This window comes from Micromonospora sp. ATA51 (assembly GCF_016802855.1).
In the GTDB taxonomy this organism is placed as follows: Bacteria; Actinomycetota; Actinomycetes; order Mycobacteriales; family Micromonosporaceae; genus Micromonospora; species Micromonospora sicca.
The window spans coordinates 1-14,825 of the sequence record NZ_JAEVHJ010000152.1 but is presented as its reverse complement, the minus strand read 5'-3'; the positions used below and the strand labels follow the sequence as shown (position 1 = coordinate 14,825).

The following is a 14,825-nucleotide window of genomic DNA, read 5'->3' as shown; positions in this document are numbered from 1 at the left end:
CGGCTGGAACGTCGCCACGAAGCCGTACGCCCCAGCGCCAGCAGCGCCGCCGCGAACCCGGCGACCAGCCGAGGCGTACGGGACAGTCTCATCGTCGCCCTCCCCTGCCATGTCATGCCGGGCACCCGGCGGGCGGGTCGATGCGGATCAGCGTCATCATGCCGCCGAAGCTCGCCCCGTAGTTCGTGGCCTGTTCCAGCGCGTGGCTGTGCGCGACGTGGTAGTACTCGCCGCACTGGTTGTTCTGCACCACACCCGGCGGCAGCTCGCCCGGGACCCCGCCGAGGTACGGGTTCTCCGCGAACCAGGTCTCCGGCCCGGGGCCGACGATCTGGTCCTGCAACGAGGGCAGCGGCACCGGGATCGGGTTGCTGTCCGCGTCCCAGTGCTCGGCGTCCTTCCAGATCATCAACGTGTCCACGGTCTGTCCGGGCGCCACGTCGATGAGGAAGTTGGAGAAGGAGAGGTCCTGCCCGCCGGGGCCCTGCGAAGGCCGACCGTCCCGGGCGATCAGCTGCTCGTCACTGCCGTGCGGGTGGAACGGGTAGCTGACCGACCCGGCGTTGAGGTAGCGGATCAGCGCCGGCTTCGCGTTGCTCACCGGGTCGTACGGGCGGATGTGGATCAGCGCCCCGTACGGCTGGGCGGGGAGCCAGTCGGCGTGGTTCGGCGCGATGGTGTCCGGCATGCTGCGGCCGTTGATGGTGAAGTACCGGGCCTTGTACCTGGTGAAGTCGTACGCCCGCTTCCGCTCGACCGCCAGGTGCAGGTCGGGGTCGATCTCGCCGAGCAGGTAGAGGTACTCGTGGTCGGGATCGAACGCCGAGTCGGCCCGGTCGTTCTCCCGGTCCGGGTGCCCGCGCGGGCGGACCACCAGCGCGCCGTACAGACCCATCTGCACCTGCTTCTGCATGTCGGTGCCGGACTGGTAGAGGTAGGTGCCGGGCGGGCCGGCGGTGAAGGTGTACGTCACCGAGCCGGTGCCGGCCGCCGCGGTGGTGGTCAGCGAGGTGAGCGTGCCGGTGTCGTCGGTCACCGGCTGGGCCGGCTGCCCGCCGGCGAGCACCTGCGCCTGGCCGGGGAAGGTGATCGAGGTGGCCTCCGGCAGGGTGTTGTGCAGGACGACGGTCACCTTGACGCCGGAGTCGACGCAGAGCGTCGGGCCGGGGAGCTGGAACGCGCCGCCGCTCGCGGCGTAGCTCCACATGTAGATGGTGTTGCCGTCCGGCATTGCGGCGTACCCGCCGGTGGCGGTGAGGTCGAAGGCGTTGTCGCCGGAGGTGACGCACTCCAGGCCGGCCTGCGGGCCGGCGGTCGCGCCCTGCGGGCCGGGGACGACGAGCACGACGACGATGGCCGCGACGAGCGGCACCGCGCTCAGTCGCTTCCACCGGCCGCGGTCGAGACGAAGCATCGTTACCCCCATCTCAGGCGTTCGCCCGGGTCTGCCGCGCGAGCGTGCCGGGCGGCGAGACGCGGATCTCGGTCAACTGCCCGCCCCGTCCGCCGCCGGCGTTGGCCAGTGACATCAGGTCGCGGTCGTAGAGCAGGTACGTGCCGGCGTCCGGCGCGGTGAAGATGACGTCCCGGCTCTCGCCCGGTCCGATCTCGACCGTGTTGGTCACCTGGTACTCGGCGCTGCCGTCCCGGCCGCGCAGCAGCGCGGCGTCCTTGCCGACCACCAGCAGGTCGATGCCGTCGACGGTGAGCGCGTGGTTCTGATAGCCGAGGTTCGCCAGCCGCAGCAGCACCCGCTCCCCCGCGTTGGCGGTGATCAGCGAGGAGATCGGCTGGTAGCGCAGCCGCCCGGCGGCCGCGCTGAGCGGGTCGCCGCCCGGGACCAGGGTGTCCGGGTAGCAGCGGCCGTTGAAGGCGAAGAAGGAGGGCTTGTAGTCGGTCCAGTCGGTGGTCTGAATGTGCGCGTCCCGGTAGTGCGCCTCCGCCCACACCTCGGTGAGCATGAGGGCGAACTCCCGGTCGTAGCGGGTGGAGCCGTCGCCGTCGTTGTAGGCGTACTTCCCGGGGGCCACGTCGGCGGTGCCGGCGTTCTGGGTGGGTCGGACGTAGACGATGCCGGTCATCCCCATCTGGACGTGCTCGACGTCCTCGAAGTGGCAGTGGTACATGTACGTGCCGGCGTCGTGCGGCCGGTAGAAGTAGGTGAAGTCCCGGCCGATCGGCACGGAGATGGAGAGTTCGGGGACGCCGTCGAAGAGCGGGATGGCGTTGCGGAAGCCGTGCCAGTGCACGGTGTGCCCGTCGGTGAGGTCCGGGCGGACCGACAGGCCGAGGTTCGTCAGCATGATCTTGATGGCGGTCTCCTGGTCGAAACCGAGCAGTGGGGCGCTGATCTGCGCCTTCCCGCGCTGGGCGGTGACCTCGGTGGCGGACAGCCCGGTGACGTCCCGGAACCCGAAGACGTAGAGGTCGGCGTCGGGCGGGGCGAGCGGGTCGGGCCAGAACGGGCTGATCGGCGGAGAGCCCTGCGGCATGGAGACCCAGCCGTCGGTGGCCGCCAGGTGCAGCGTCGCGGTGGGGTTCGGCACGGCCCGCGGCAGCAGCGCGGCCGGCCGCCGCAGCTGCGCGTCGGAACCGCGCTCCGGCAGGACCGCCCAGGTGCCCAGACCGGTCGCGCCGGCCAGCAGCGCGCGCCGGCTGATGCTCCTCGGCCGTACGGGATCGGACACGATCTCCTCCTAGGTCGGGGTCGGTGGCGGCCGGCGGGTGGCCAGCCGCCACGGGCGGTCAGGGCAGTTCGTCGGCGCCGGCGTCCGGGTGCGTGGTGCTGCGCCCCTGGCCGTCGATGTCGACCCGCGGGGCGGTGACGGTGAACGTGCCGTAGGTGCGGGAGCCGACCCCGAGGTCGGCGGCCGGCGAGCCGGCCCCGGCCAGGTGGTAGTCGCCCATCCGGGTCAGCGGGACCTGCTGGAGCACGATCACCGCCTGCCGGAACGACGGGAAGGTGCGCGAGGTCAGGATCGACACCGACACCGGGAAGGGGGTGCGGAACTGCGGGTCCAGGCCGACCCGGTTGGTGCCGCTGAGCGTGGTGCCGGTGGTGTCCTGGAGCAGCGAGTTCGTCGGGGTCAGCGGTCCCACCCCGTCGGCGGAGCCCATGTCCCAGTGCCGTACGGTGTCGCCGGCCGGCGCGTCGGCGGCGCCGATGCCGCTGACGTAGACGCCGTTCCACTCACCGGCCCGGTTGTCCCAGAAGATGTTGTTGAACAACTTCGGCTTGCTGAAGGTGGGCGACCCGTCCGGCAGCGTGGCCTGGAGCTGTTCGCTGTTGGCGGCGGTGGACAGGCCGGCGGGGGCGGCCCGGCCGGTGCTCGTGGCCGCGGTCGCGGTGGTGATGTTGCCGGTCACCGTGTTGTTGACGAAGCGCACGTCGGTCGCGTCGTCGAGCGCCACCCCGCCCCCCTCGTGGGTGGAGATGTTGTCGGCGACCAGGTTGTTGGTCACCGAGATCGGCACGTTGCCGGCCTGGAGCATCCGGATGCCGCCACCGTCGTCGTTGGCCAGGTTCGCCTCGACCACGTTGGCGTCGATGTCCACCGCGCCCGAGCCGGGCGACAGCTTCGTCGGGTCGGACGGCAGCTCCCCGGCGACCATGATGCCGCCGGCCTCGTCGTACGACTGGTTCAGCCAGATCCGGTTGTTCGCGATCCGCCCGTTGTACGACAGTCCGTAGTGGCTGACGCCGCCGCCGTACTCGGCGGAGAAGTTGCCGCAGATCGCGTTGTGGTCGACCGAGTAGGCGTTGCTGCCGGCGAAGATGCCGATCCCGCCGGCCAGGTTGGTGCCGCCGTTGTCCCGGATCTGGTTACGGGAGATGGCGACGTGGTCGTTGCCGGTGTTCAGGTACGGCGTGCCGACCCGGACCGCCCCGCCGTACGAGCCGCTGTTGGCGGCGATGACGTTGTCGGTGATCCGGGTGTAGTCGGCGGCGCCGTGCAGGTAGATGCCGCCGCCCTGGGTGACCACGGCGCCCGGCGCGCCGTACGGGGTGGTGACGCCGCCGGTCACGTCGTTGATGTTGCCAGCGAAGTCGGACTGGTTGCCGCCGGTGATCCGGAACCCGTCCACCGCGACGGCGTTGCCCGAGCTGAACTGGTTGGCCCGGGCCAGCACGGTGACCACCGCGCCGTCCGGCACGGCGGCGGGGCCGGCGTGCGGGATCGAGGCGACCAGGTTCAGCCAGGCGGCCCCGGTCGGGTTGTCGATGCCGAAGCCCCGGCCGTCGAGCACCGACCCGGCGACCACGGTGTTGTCGGGGTACCGGCCGCCGGGGCCGATGCCCTGGAGCCGCACCGACGAGTGCAGGACGACGTTCTCGTAGTAGGCGCCGGACGGGTTGTCCGGGCCGGGGGTGTTCGGCCAGACCGCGACGACCGCGATGCCGCCGGCGGTGGCCGCCGCCTCCAGTGCCGCCTGGACGGAGCCGTACGTGGTCCCCCCGGTGCGCACCGCCCAGGCGGGCGGCTTCACCTGGAACAGCCGGGGGTTGGCCGCACCGCCGATGCCGGTGCCGTACGTGGCGCCGAGCAGCTGGAAGGTGAGCCCGTTGACGGTCCGCTGGCCGTTGCCGGCGGTCACGCTCACCTCGGCCGGACCGACCGAGCCACCCGTGAGGGTCACCTCGATCTTCCGGTCGGACCAGGAGTTGACCGTCACCGTCGGGTCGGTGCCGGCCGAGTCGAACCGGACCGCGCTGGCCGGGCCGCGAGCGCCGAACCCGGCGCCGGTGATGGTGACCCGGCGGTCGGTGTCGGTGCTGCGCAGGAACGGCCGGGAGACCGCGAAGAGCTGCGGGGTCTCCCCGGCGGGGTCGCACTGCACCGCGCCGAGCTGCCCGGAGCCGGGCGAGATGCCCACCGCCGCGACCTGGGTCGGCGCGGTGTCGGTCACCGTGTACAGCCCGGGCCAGGCCTGGAAGTTGGTGGCGATGGTGCGGTAGCGCGGGTTGTAGTTGCCGTTGAGGTGTCCGGGCTGGCCAGGGTCGTTGCCGACGAAGCGGTACATGCCCGGGCAGGGGCCGGCCGGCAGCGGGCAGTTGTACGTGCTGGTCGACGGCTCGATCGCCTCGTACATGCCGTTGAAGTCGGTGTCCACGGTGTCCACCAGGCGCCCGGCCCAGTCGTAGAGGCCGACCGGAAGGTCCGGGATGCCCTCGGCCTCGCCGAAGTTGGCGCTGCGCTTGTCGTGCGTCAGACCGAGGTCGTTGATGACCAGGCCCCAGAAGTGGGTGGGCAGCGGCACCGGGGTGAACAGGTTGAAGTTGGGCGCGCTGGCCTGGCCGGCGCGGACCTCCACCAGCTTGGTGTCGCAGAGCGGCCGCGGCTGGCCCTCGAACGGGCTGCCTCCGCCCTCGACGAAGCCCGGGTCGGTGACGTGCACGGTGTGCAGCGCGCCCGCGCAGGCGGAGTTGATGCCGTTGCCCTGCGACGGCGGCTCGCCCGGGTCCGGCTGCGGCTCGGGCGGCGTCGGCTGGTCGCCGGCCTGCTCGGCCGAGGGCGGGAAGTTCTCCTGCGGCAGGAAGCCGTCGCCGTCGAAGACGTTGACGTCCTCCTCCCGGGTGGGCTGGTAGATCGCCCCGCCGCCGACCGGGTTGGTCGGGCTCTCCACGCTGACCAGGTAATCGTCCGGCACCAGCGGCTGGGTCTGCCCGTCCGGCAGCGGCGCGTACAGGGGCAGGTCGTGGTCGGGCGCCGGGTTGGCCGGGTCGCCCGGCGGGATCAGGTTCAGCTTGGAGTCGGCGAACGCGTAGTTGCCGTTGACGGTCTGCCCGAAGTTGGTCGGATCGTTGTCGGTCGGCGCGGCCTGGAAGCCCATCATCGGCGCCTCGACGCACATCTGGTCGGCGTCCCTGCCGAAGTCCGGCAGCGCGAGCTGGTTGGTGAGCGGCTGGCCGTCGAACATCCGGGCGGTGCAGCCCCGTCCGGGCGCCCAGGTCTCCGAGGTGTACGCGTCGTTGAGCTCCGGGCCGCGCCTGAGCGAGCCGTCCTCCTCGTGGACCGGGTCGCCGTTGGCGTCCCGGACCACCGCGTACAGGTGGACCTCGATGCCGGGGATGCCCGGCTGGTACGGCTCGGTGACCGCGTACTGCGGGTCCAGCTCGTTGCGGGTGGTGTCGTAGGTGACGGTGCCGGCGATGCCGCCGTTCTCCGCCCCCTGGTACGGCTTCACCCCCCAGTCGACCCGGCCGGTGAGGCCGATGATCGGCAGCACGTCGACGTCGACCGCCGCGCCGAGCAGCGTCGTCGGGTTCGGCTCGTTGGCGGCCTGGTAGGTGATGCCGGTGGTCTTGTACCGGGTGTTGAACGCCTCCAGCACCAGCCACTTGGTCAGCGGGTACGCCTCCTTGATGGCGTAGTGCCCGGCGCTGTCGGTGACCACGCTGTTGGTGCCCTGGTCCATCAGGGAGTTGTCGCGCTCCTTGAGCACGATCGGGAAGCGGGGCACGCCGCTCTCCCCCGGGTCCTGCCGGCCGTTGCCGTTGGTGTCGACGAAGACGGTGCCGGTGATCTCGGTGAACCAGCCCACGAGGGGCTTGGCCCCGATGTCGACAGTCTTCCCGCCGCTGACCGTGACGTTGAACGAGTCGAGCAGCATCTCCTGCGGCCCGTCCCAGAGGGTCAGCTGGTAGTCGCCGTCGGGGACGTGCGGGATGGTGAACGAGCCGTCGGCCGCGCCCCGGTCCAGGTAGATCATCCGGTCGCCGTCGCCGAGGTCGGAGAGCGCCACCCAGGGGCGGGCGACCGGGCCGGCGATCTTCGCGCCGGCCACCCCGTCGGCCGGCAGCGTCACCCCGCCCTGCCCGCCGACGTACGTGTAGGCCTGCACCACGGCGCCGGTGATCTTCCCGGCGGCCGTGCCGGTCAGCGCCTTCGGCGAGACGAAGCCGAAGTCGACGTACGGGACCGGCTCGCCGCCGAGGCTCTGCTCGGTGTCGTACCCGGTGTCCCCCTCCTGCACCCAGACGTCCCAGTCGTGGCCGCCCTCCAGGGTGGTGGTCTGCACCCAGCTCTGCCCGCCGGGGGCGACGACCTGGGCGGCGTACCGGTCGGGGCCGAGGTTGGGGATGACGATGTCGCCTCCTCCGTCGCTGCGGCAGCCGGTCGACTCGGTCTCGATCACCGGCTTGCCGTCGACGAAGACGATCTGCCGGCCGGGTGGGTGGTGTCGGGCGCGCTGTGCCTGTACTTCGTGCAGAGCGGGTTGCCGTAGTAGTCGACGGTGACCTCGCCCATCACGTCGGAGAGGTGGGCGGTGAAGCCTGCGAGACCCCGCTCCGCGCCGACCTCGTACGTCCCGTCGACCGGCACGCTGTCGTCGAAGACCCGTAGCCGGACGGTGCCCAGCGGCAGCGGGTACGGCTGCATGCCGACCCTGACCGCGGTGGTCTGCCCGGCGGTGACGGTGAGGTGCTCGCCGTCGATCTTGTAGCCGTCGGCGGTCACCGAGATCAGGTAGCGGCCGGCGGGCAGCCCGTCGAGCGCCGTACCGGCGGCGAGCTTCGCCTGGTCGCCCTGGGCGACCACCGGGACCGCGCCGGGCGTGTTGCGGATGGACGGCCACCGGCAGTGGTCGGCGAAGTCCGGCGCGCTCGCCACCCCGGCCCGCGCGGGCAGGCAGTGCTCCAGCGCGTCGTGCGGGTCACCGGTGTCGTCCGCGGTGATCAACCAGCGGTAGTCGGTCACCGGGTCGCCCTGCTGGATCTGCGGCGCCGGGCCCACCGTCCGGGCGCTGACGACCTGGAGGGTGATAGCGCCGGTGGTGGGCTCGGCGGCGGCCGGCCCGGGCGGTACGACGAACCCGACGAGCAGCAGGACACTGGCGGACACGAACCAGCGCGGCCAGACGGAACGGCGCGACATGCCCTCACCCCCTCGGTCAGCGGAGAACGGCCGCGACGGGCACGGCCGGGCTGGTGTGAGGAGCATGGGCGGCTCCGGGCCCGTGACGACCGTTTATGACAGCGCCGTCATCCGACCGTCATCCGGCCGGCGGCCCCACGTGTCGGAACGGCGACAACAGTCCGCCCCGTTCGGCGGTGGCGGGGAGCAGCACGAAGCAGGCTTCATGGAGGGCACCAGAGAGTCACCGACGGCTGTGGGGGCACGGTGGGACGAGTACTGGTGATCGAGGACGACGACCGGATCGGGCGACTGGTCACCCGGGCCCTGGAGGGCGGCGGTCTGCACACCGAGCGGGCGGCGACCGGGACGGCCGGGCTGGAGGCGGCGCTGCACCGCGACTTCGACCTGGTGGTGCTGGACCTGATGCTGCCCGGCCTGGACGGCCGGCAGGTGCTGGACCAGCTGCTGGATCGGCGGCCGGGGCAGCGGGTGCTGGTGCTCTCGGCGGTGCCGGAGATCAGCACCCGGGTCGCGGTGCTGGAGGCGGGCGCGGCGGACTTCCTGGGCAAGCCGTTCGCCGTCGCGGAGCTGCTGGCCCGGGTGCGCGCCCGGATGCGCGCCGCACCGCCGGGAGACGCCGCCCGGTGGCTGCACGTCGGACCGGTCCGGCTGGACCTGCACCGGCGCCGCGCCACCGTCGACGGCATCGCCGTCGACCTGCCGCTGCGCGAGTTCCTGCTGCTGCAGCACCTGATGACCCGGGCCGGGCGGCCGTGCAGCCGGGACGAGCTGCTGGCCGACGTGTGGGGGCTGCACTTCGACCCGGGGAGCAACGTGGTCGACGTCTACATCCGCCGGCTGCGCGGCCGGCTGGACCGGGCCGACCGCATCGAGACGGTCCGCAGCGTGGGCTATGCGTACGCAGTCGACTGACCGGCTGCTCGCCGGGGTCTGGATCAACTTCGCCGCGTTCAACGTGGCGCTGATGTGGCTGCTGCCCGGCCAGGAGACGGTGCCGTTCCACCTGGTCTGGATCAGCCTCTCACTGGTCTACGGCTTCACCAACTGGTCGCTGTCCTGGATGGTGCTGGCGCTGGTCGGGGTCACCACCAGCACCGGGGCAATCCTGGTGCACCACGCCGCGGTCGGCGAGATCCGGTGGGAGGAGACCACCGAAGAGCCGCTGATGGCGGTGATCTTCATCGTGATGGCCTGGCACGTGCACCGGCGGCACCTGCTGCTGCGCGAGATGCGGCGGATCGGCGACGCCGAGCGGGACCGCGCCCACCGGCAGGAGCTGCTGGTCCGGGTCGCCTCGCACGAGCTGCGAACTCCGCTCACCATCGCCCGCGGCTACACCGAGCTGTTGCGTTCCACCCACGACGACGAGTCGACCACCGAGGACACGGCCGTGGTCCTCGACGAGCTGGACAAGGCGACCCGGATCGCGCACCGGCTGGTCACCCTGATGCAGCTGGAGCAGCCGCATCAGGTCCGCCCGGTCGACCTCGACGCCGAGCTCGCCCGAATCGCTCGGCGGTGGGCGCCGGCGGCCGAGCGGAGCTGGTCGGCGCGGTCGTCCGTCGGGCTGACCCGGGTCGACCCGGAGCGGCTGGAGGCGGCGCTGGACTGCCTGATCGAGAACGCGGTGAAGTTCACGGTCCCGGTGACCGGATCGCGCTGGTGGGCTGCCGGGACGCGGCGGGCTGGACGGTGGAGGTGGTCGACTCGGGGGCCGGCATCCCGCCGGAGTCGGTGCCGAACCTGCTCACCGGGGGGCCGGGACACGGCACCCCGACGGGCACGGGGCTGGGACTGGCCATCGTCCGGGCGGTCGCCGGCTCACTCGGCGGGCGGGTCACCGTCGGTGCCACGCCGGGTGGCGGCGCCCGCGTCGGCCTGCGGGTGCCCGAACCGACCCCCGTCGGCGGGTCGGCCCCGCCCAGGCCGGAACCGGTCCGCGCGCAGCCGTTCGACGATCCGCTCCGGCTGCCCGATCCCGCCCACTGAGCGCCACCGTCGGGGGTGGAGCGGCGGTCAGGTGTCGTGTCCCGCCGCCGGGGTAGCCCGAGGGCAGGACGTCGAAGGAGGAGATCATGACCGATCCCAGGTACGCCCCGCTGGGCCTCGCCGCCGCCGGCGAACTCACCGAGGAGAGCGGCGAGCGGGAGGGCGGCCCCGTGGTCGGGGCCGACGACGCCCGCGCCGACGCGGCCCGCGCCGGGGCGGAGACCGACCTGACCGACGCCACCCGTGACTCCGACGGGACGCCGGTCGGCGCCGCGGACGCCGAGGCGGACCGGCCCGGGCCGCCGGTCAGGACGCCGACCCGCGACCGTGACCGTCAGGCCGGGGGCGGGTGAGGCCACCGCCTCCGCCGCCCACGGCGACCTCCATCGCTCTGGCCGGCGTCAGCCCACCGGCCCCCGGTGCTCGGCGAGCGGGCCCACGGTCCAACCCCGCGGTGGCACTCCTCCAGCAGGCCGGCAGCGCGGCGAGCCCGGCCCGCCAGGTGCCCGGCGCGGCGGCGCACGAGGAGTCGTGCAGCAGGATGGTGCCCCCGCCGGAGAGCCCGCCCCGTACGGTGTCGAGCACCGACTCGGCGGTGGCCTCGCGGGTCCAGTCCCGTCCCCAGCTGCTCCAGAGCACCGGCTTCAGCCCCAGCCGGCGCGCGGCGAACAGGCTGGCACCGGTCAGCACGCCGTACGGTGGGCGCAGGAACCGGGGCGTACGACCGGTCACCGCAACGATCAGCGCCCGCGCCCGGGTCAGGTCCCGGACGGTGGCCACCGGCCCGCGTAGCAGCAGGTTGTGGTGCTCCCAGCCGTGCAGCGCGACCTCGTGACCAGCGGCGACGATCTCCCGGCCGAGGGCGGGCGCCCGCTGGAGCATCGCGCCCAGCAGGAAGAAGGTGGCGCGGACCCGGTGCTCGGCCAGCACCTCCAGGAACCACGGCGTCGACTCGGGGTCCGGACCGTCGTCGAAGGTCAGCGCCACCCGGTCCGGCGGACCGGCGCCCCGGAGCCCGGGGAGCCACCGTCCACGGACGGCCGGCAGGGCGGTGACGACCGGCGCCAGGTGCAGCGCGGGAAGCGCCAGCGCACCGGCGACCAGCCCCGCGCGTCGCCGGGACGCGCGGGTCACCGGCCCTTGCTCCCGGTGCCGCCGGGCGCCTGGAGCAGCGCCGCGACCACCGCCACCGCGTCGCCGAGCGAGTCGACGACGGATCGGCGTCGCCGGTCGGCGGCGCCGGCGTGGCCGGTCCGGCTCGCGACGTCGGCGACCAGACCGGCCGGATCGATCCGGGGCGCCGTCCCGGCGGGGCCGGCCGACGTCTTCCCGGTCGCCTGATCCCCGTCGGTCAGCTCGTCCAGGGCCGGCCGCAGCTGCGCGGAGGTCGGCACCCACCGGGTGAGCCCGGACCGGGCCAGGATCGAGGCGTTCGCCCGGCCGTGGCCGGGCAGCGGCCGGTACGTCACCACCGGCACCCCGCAGGCCAGCGCCTCCTGGCAGGTCAACCCGCCGGCGTTCTCCACCAGCACGTCCACCGCCCGCATCAGCGTCGGCATGTCGTCGACCCAGCCGAACACGTGCTCGCAGCTCTGCCGCAGCCGGTGGCGCAGCGCCTCGTTGCGACCGCAGACCACCACCGGCCGTACGCAGCCGGTGCCGGCCACCTCCGCCACCGTGTTCTCCACGTCGCCGACGCCCCAGGCGCCGGCCACGATCAGGGCCAGCCGGCCGTGGGGTGGGAGGCCGAAGCGTTGCCGGGCCTGCCGGCGGCCGGTCGCAGACGCGGCGGAGAAGGCCCGCGACACCAGCGGCTGCACCACCGTGACGTCGATGCCGGCGTCCGCGCCGGCGGGTTGCACCTCGGCGTGCCGAAGCGCGCAGTAGACGTCCACCCCGGGTGAGAGCCAGGTGGGGTGGACCACGAAGTCGGTCACGTAGGTGATGACCGGGACGGCCAATCGCCCCTGCCGACGCAGCGGCCCGAGGAGCTGATTCGCGAAGGGATAGGTCGTCACGACCGCCCGGGTGTCCGGGGGGATCGCCCGGCACATCCGACGACGGACCGGACGGAGCAGCGCCCTCAGCACCGAAACGGACATCCGGGACCGGCTGGTGACGGCGAAGAGCAGCTCGTAACTCCACGGCAGCCACCGCAGCAGGCCCCGGTACGTCTCCCGGAAGGCCCAGTGCACCGGGCGCGGCAGCACCTCCAGCAGGTTGAGCCGGTCCACCACGAAGCCCCGGCCGCGCAGGCGCCGCGTCAGCTCGGCGGCCGCCGTGTCGTGGCCGGCCCCGACGTCGGCGGAGACGACGACGATCCGGCCCGGGCCCTCCATGCCGCGGCGCATACCCGCCGCCGGGGGATCCACGCCGCAGCCGTCCGGCGCTCAGACGACGTGTCGGCGGACCAGCACGCGTAGCGCCACGTAGCCGGGCAGCACCGGCAGCCAGAAGGTGGCCAGTCGGTAGACCAGCACCCCGGCGACCGCCGTGTCCACCCCGATGCCGTACAGCAGCAGGCCGGAGACCAGGGCCGCCTCGGTGGCGCCCAGCCCGCCCGGGGTCGGGGCGGCGGACGCCACCCCCTCACCGACGATGCAGACCAGCAGCACCGGCGCGAGAAGCGCGGGCTCGACCGGCAGGCCGACGGCGACGAGCGACAGGTAGAGCGCGGTGCCGTAGGCCAGGGTGAGCCCCAGGCTCGCGGCCAGCAGCCGGGTGATCCGTCCGCTGCGGGCCAGCGAGCGTACGGCCTGCGTCGCCTGGCGGCGGGCCGCGCCGACCCGCGCGCGCAGCCGGGGTACGGCCAGCGCCGCGGCGGCGAGCAGGAGCACCGCCAGCACGGTCAGCAGCACGACCCGGCCCCGCCCGGTGGCGGCGTTCACCAGGTGCCGGCGCGCACCGCGCACGAACGGCAGCAGGACGGGCAGCAGCAGGCCGACGGAGACGATGCCCGAGACCCGGTCCACCGCGACGGCGGTGCGGCCGCCGGGACCGGCAGGCCCTGCTGGCGCAGGTAGCGCACGCTCAGCGCGGCGCCGCCGATGGCGCCCGGGGCGAGTCGGTTGACGAACGACGCGGCCACCTGCACCGCGACCGTCCGGCCGAGCGGCACCCGGCCGGCGGCGGCCGACCGCAGCACCAGCGCGCTCAGCAGGTAGGTGGCGGCGGAGGCCAGCAGGGCGCCGGCCACCGCCAGCGGGTCGGCGTGCAGCATGGCGTGCAACGCGGCCCGCACCCGGCCGAGCTGCGGCAGCAGGAAGTGCACCAGCAGACCGAGCATGACCAGCAGGAACACGTCCCGACGGGTGATCCGGACGACCCGGGCCAGCCGGTCCTGCCGGCCGGGGCACCGGCGGGCGATCTCGTCGTGCAGGTCCGCTAGCAGGCCGGGGTGGGCCTCGACCAGGGCCCGGCCGGCCCGGGACAGCAGCGCCGGTTGCAGCCAGCGCAGCGTGTCGGCGACGGGACCGGCGCCGAGCTGCCGGATCGCGGCGTCGACGGCCGGCCGTACGCCCGCCGGCGCGGCCAGTGTGACCAGGAGTTCCACCAGGTCGCGGGCCTGCTGGTCGGCCGAGGCGGGCTCGGTGCCGAAGCCGAGGTCGACCAGCCAGGCCGAGGAGTCGGTGATCAGCACGTTGGCCGCCCGCAGGTCCCGGTGGGCCAGGCCGGCCCGGTGCAGCCGGGCCACCTGCCGGCAGACGTCGTCGAGGACGTCCGGCCCGAGTTCGGCCGCGTCCAGCGCGCCGAGCGGCCGCCCGGGCACGAACTCCTGGACCAGCAGCGCGTCGCCCACCGCGTCGACGGCGGTGGTGACCAGCGCCGGGGTACGCACCCCGGCCCGCTCGGCGAGCAGCAGCAGGTACGCCTCGTGCTCGTTCTTCTGCTTCGCCGTCACGTACGGCGGCTCGTCGGCGATGTCCCGGTAGCGCAGCCGGCGGTAGAGCTTGTAGAGCCAGTCGGCGTCCCGCTGGCGGCCACCGGTGACCTTGACGAAGAGCCGTCGCCCGTCGGTGGTGGTGACCTGCCAGGGCCGGGAGCCGCGCGCGTCACCCGGGACCGGCGTCAGCTCGGCCACCTCGACGCCCCGGCCGAGGAGGACCTGCCGGAGCCGCCCGGCCGACTCGCCGGGGCCCACGTCCCCGACGATCAGCCGAGTGAGGCTGGCGGCGAGCCAGCCGACCAGGAACCCACCCAGCACGTCGACCGGCAGGTGGGCACCCACGTAGATCCGGGCGGTGCCGACCGCCGCCACGGCGAGCCAGACCAGGCCGCGCGGCCGGGCGGGCAGGGCCGGGGCGAGCACCACGGCGAGCGCGGTCACCACCGACACGTGCCCAGAGGGGTAGCCGAACCGCCCGGTGACCGTGTCGTGGAACCGGACGTCGGCCAGGAACGCGGCCGGTCGCTCCCGGGCGACCAGGGCCTTGCAGAGGACGGCCGACCAGTACGCGAGATTGCCGGCGATCAGCAGGTCCCGGGCCAGGCCGATCCGCCGGGCCGCGACCGCCCCGGCCGCCGCCACCAGCACCGCCGGGTACGCGCCGAGCTGCATGACCAGCACCAGGGCCGGCCCGACCGGCCCCGGGATCTGGTTGACCAGCGCGAAGAGGTCCCGTTCCCAGCGGCCGGGCGGCCGGTGCCGGGCCCAGAGGCTGACCGCGGCGAGCAGCCCGGCGGAGACCGTCAGGCTGAACACCAGCGCCGGCGACGGCCGGTGGGTCCGGGGCATCCCCCGGCCCTAGCGGACGTCCGGCCGGCGCGGGGCCGGCTCCGGCTGCGACGTCGTCCGGGCGGCTGCCGCGCTGTCCCGCATGGGTCGACCATAGGGCGGACGCCGGGACGCGACGGGCCGCAACAGGGATGATCCCGCTGTTCGCGGCGGCCTTCCTCGCACCGGCCGGCCGGGTTCCGCGCTGCTTCGCCCGCGGCGGGCCGGGACGGGCGGGGCGC

The 14,825-nt window shown here is 73.9% G+C and carries 10 protein-coding genes and 1 pseudogene; 3 read left to right on the top strand and 8 right to left on the bottom strand.

Annotated features, from left to right (window positions below):
- Positions 1-112: 112 nt before the first annotated feature.
- The 4 genes from JNW87_RS22085 to JNW87_RS22070 are packed head-to-tail and all read right to left on the bottom strand — an operon-like array spanning position 113 to position 7,877.
- Positions 113-1,414 carry a multicopper oxidase domain-containing protein gene (locus JNW87_RS22085; protein ID WP_161558027.1) on the bottom strand — a complete coding sequence of 434 codons (1,302 nt, stop codon included), beginning with the start codon at positions 1,412-1,414 and terminating at the stop codon, positions 113-115.
- Positions 1,415-1,427: 13 nt separating this feature from the next.
- On the bottom strand, positions 1,428-2,687 hold the full coding sequence (locus JNW87_RS22080; protein ID WP_109806027.1) for a multicopper oxidase domain-containing protein: 1,260 nt from the start codon (positions 2,685-2,687) through the stop codon (positions 1,428-1,430).
- 58 nt (positions 2,688-2,745) lie between these two features.
- Positions 2,746-7,137, bottom strand: coding sequence for an IPT/TIG domain-containing protein (locus tag JNW87_RS40810; RefSeq protein ID WP_238454334.1), 4,392 nt, complete (start codon positions 7,135-7,137; stop codon positions 2,746-2,748).
- Entirely contained in the window at positions 7,134-7,877 is a 744-nt protein-coding gene (locus tag JNW87_RS22070; protein WP_238454333.1) for a carboxypeptidase-like regulatory domain-containing protein, read from the bottom strand. Before JNW87_RS22070 ends, JNW87_RS40810 begins: the two co-directional genes overlap by 4 nt.
- A 261-nt stretch (positions 7,878-8,138) precedes the next feature.
- Between JNW87_RS22070 and JNW87_RS22065 the strand changes: the two genes are divergently transcribed.
- The 3 genes and pseudogenes from JNW87_RS22065 (at position 8,139) to JNW87_RS41620 (ending at position 9,869) form a co-directional block, all read left to right on the top strand.
- A complete protein-coding gene (locus JNW87_RS22065; RefSeq protein WP_236648777.1) occupies positions 8,139-8,792 on the top strand; it encodes a response regulator transcription factor in 654 nt (217 codons plus the stop codon).
- A pseudogene (locus JNW87_RS41625) lies at positions 8,773-9,330 on the top strand (histidine kinase dimerization/phospho-acceptor domain-containing protein); the annotation flags it as partial. The gene JNW87_RS22065 and the pseudogene JNW87_RS41625, both read left to right, overlap by 20 nt.
- Positions 9,331-9,398: 68 nt before the next feature.
- Complete coding sequence (locus tag JNW87_RS41620) at positions 9,399-9,869, top strand: ATP-binding protein (RefSeq protein WP_375373530.1); 471 nt, start codon at positions 9,399-9,401, stop codon at positions 9,867-9,869.
- Between the two features lie 306 nt (positions 9,870-10,175).
- On the opposite strand, the gene JNW87_RS22055 is transcribed toward JNW87_RS41620, so the two are convergent.
- Genes JNW87_RS22055 through JNW87_RS22040 form a run of 4 tightly spaced genes read right to left on the bottom strand, consistent with a single transcriptional unit; the run spans position 10,176 to position 14,604 of the window.
- Positions 10,176-11,003: a polysaccharide deacetylase family protein gene (locus tag JNW87_RS22055; RefSeq protein ID WP_238454331.1), complete on the bottom strand. Its 828-nt coding sequence runs from the start codon at positions 11,001-11,003 to the stop codon at positions 10,176-10,178.
- Positions 11,000-12,208 carry a glycosyltransferase gene (locus JNW87_RS22050; RefSeq protein WP_109806022.1) on the bottom strand — a complete coding sequence of 403 codons (1,209 nt, stop codon included), beginning with the start codon at positions 12,206-12,208 and terminating at the stop codon, positions 11,000-11,002. Before JNW87_RS22050 ends, JNW87_RS22055 begins: the two co-directional genes overlap by 4 nt.
- 51 nt (positions 12,209-12,259) lie before the next feature.
- Positions 12,260-12,841: a YbhN family protein gene (locus tag JNW87_RS22045; RefSeq protein ID WP_238454330.1), complete on the bottom strand. Its 582-nt coding sequence runs from the start codon at positions 12,839-12,841 to the stop codon at positions 12,260-12,262.
- Complete coding sequence (locus JNW87_RS22040) at positions 12,754-14,604, bottom strand: phosphatase PAP2 family protein (protein WP_238454329.1); 1,851 nt, start codon at positions 14,602-14,604, stop codon at positions 12,754-12,756. Before JNW87_RS22040 ends, JNW87_RS22045 begins: the two co-directional genes overlap by 88 nt.
- Positions 14,605-14,825 lie beyond the last annotated feature (221 nt).

Coding starts and splice junctions, on each gene's coding strand:
- JNW87_RS22085 (WP_161558027.1), bottom strand. CDS start 1,414: ATGCTTCGTCTCGACCGCGGCCGGTGGAAGCGACTGAGCGCGGTGCCG.
- JNW87_RS22070 (WP_238454333.1), bottom strand. CDS start 7,877: ATGTCGCGCCGTTCCGTCTGGCCGCGCTGGTTCGTGTCCGCCAGTGTC.
- JNW87_RS22050 (WP_109806022.1), bottom strand. CDS start 12,208: ATGGAGGGCCCGGGCCGGATCGTCGTCGTCTCCGCCGACGTCGGGGCC.
- JNW87_RS22040 (WP_238454329.1), bottom strand. CDS start 14,604: ATGCCCCGGACCCACCGGCCGTCGCCGGCGCTGGTGTTCAGCCTGACG.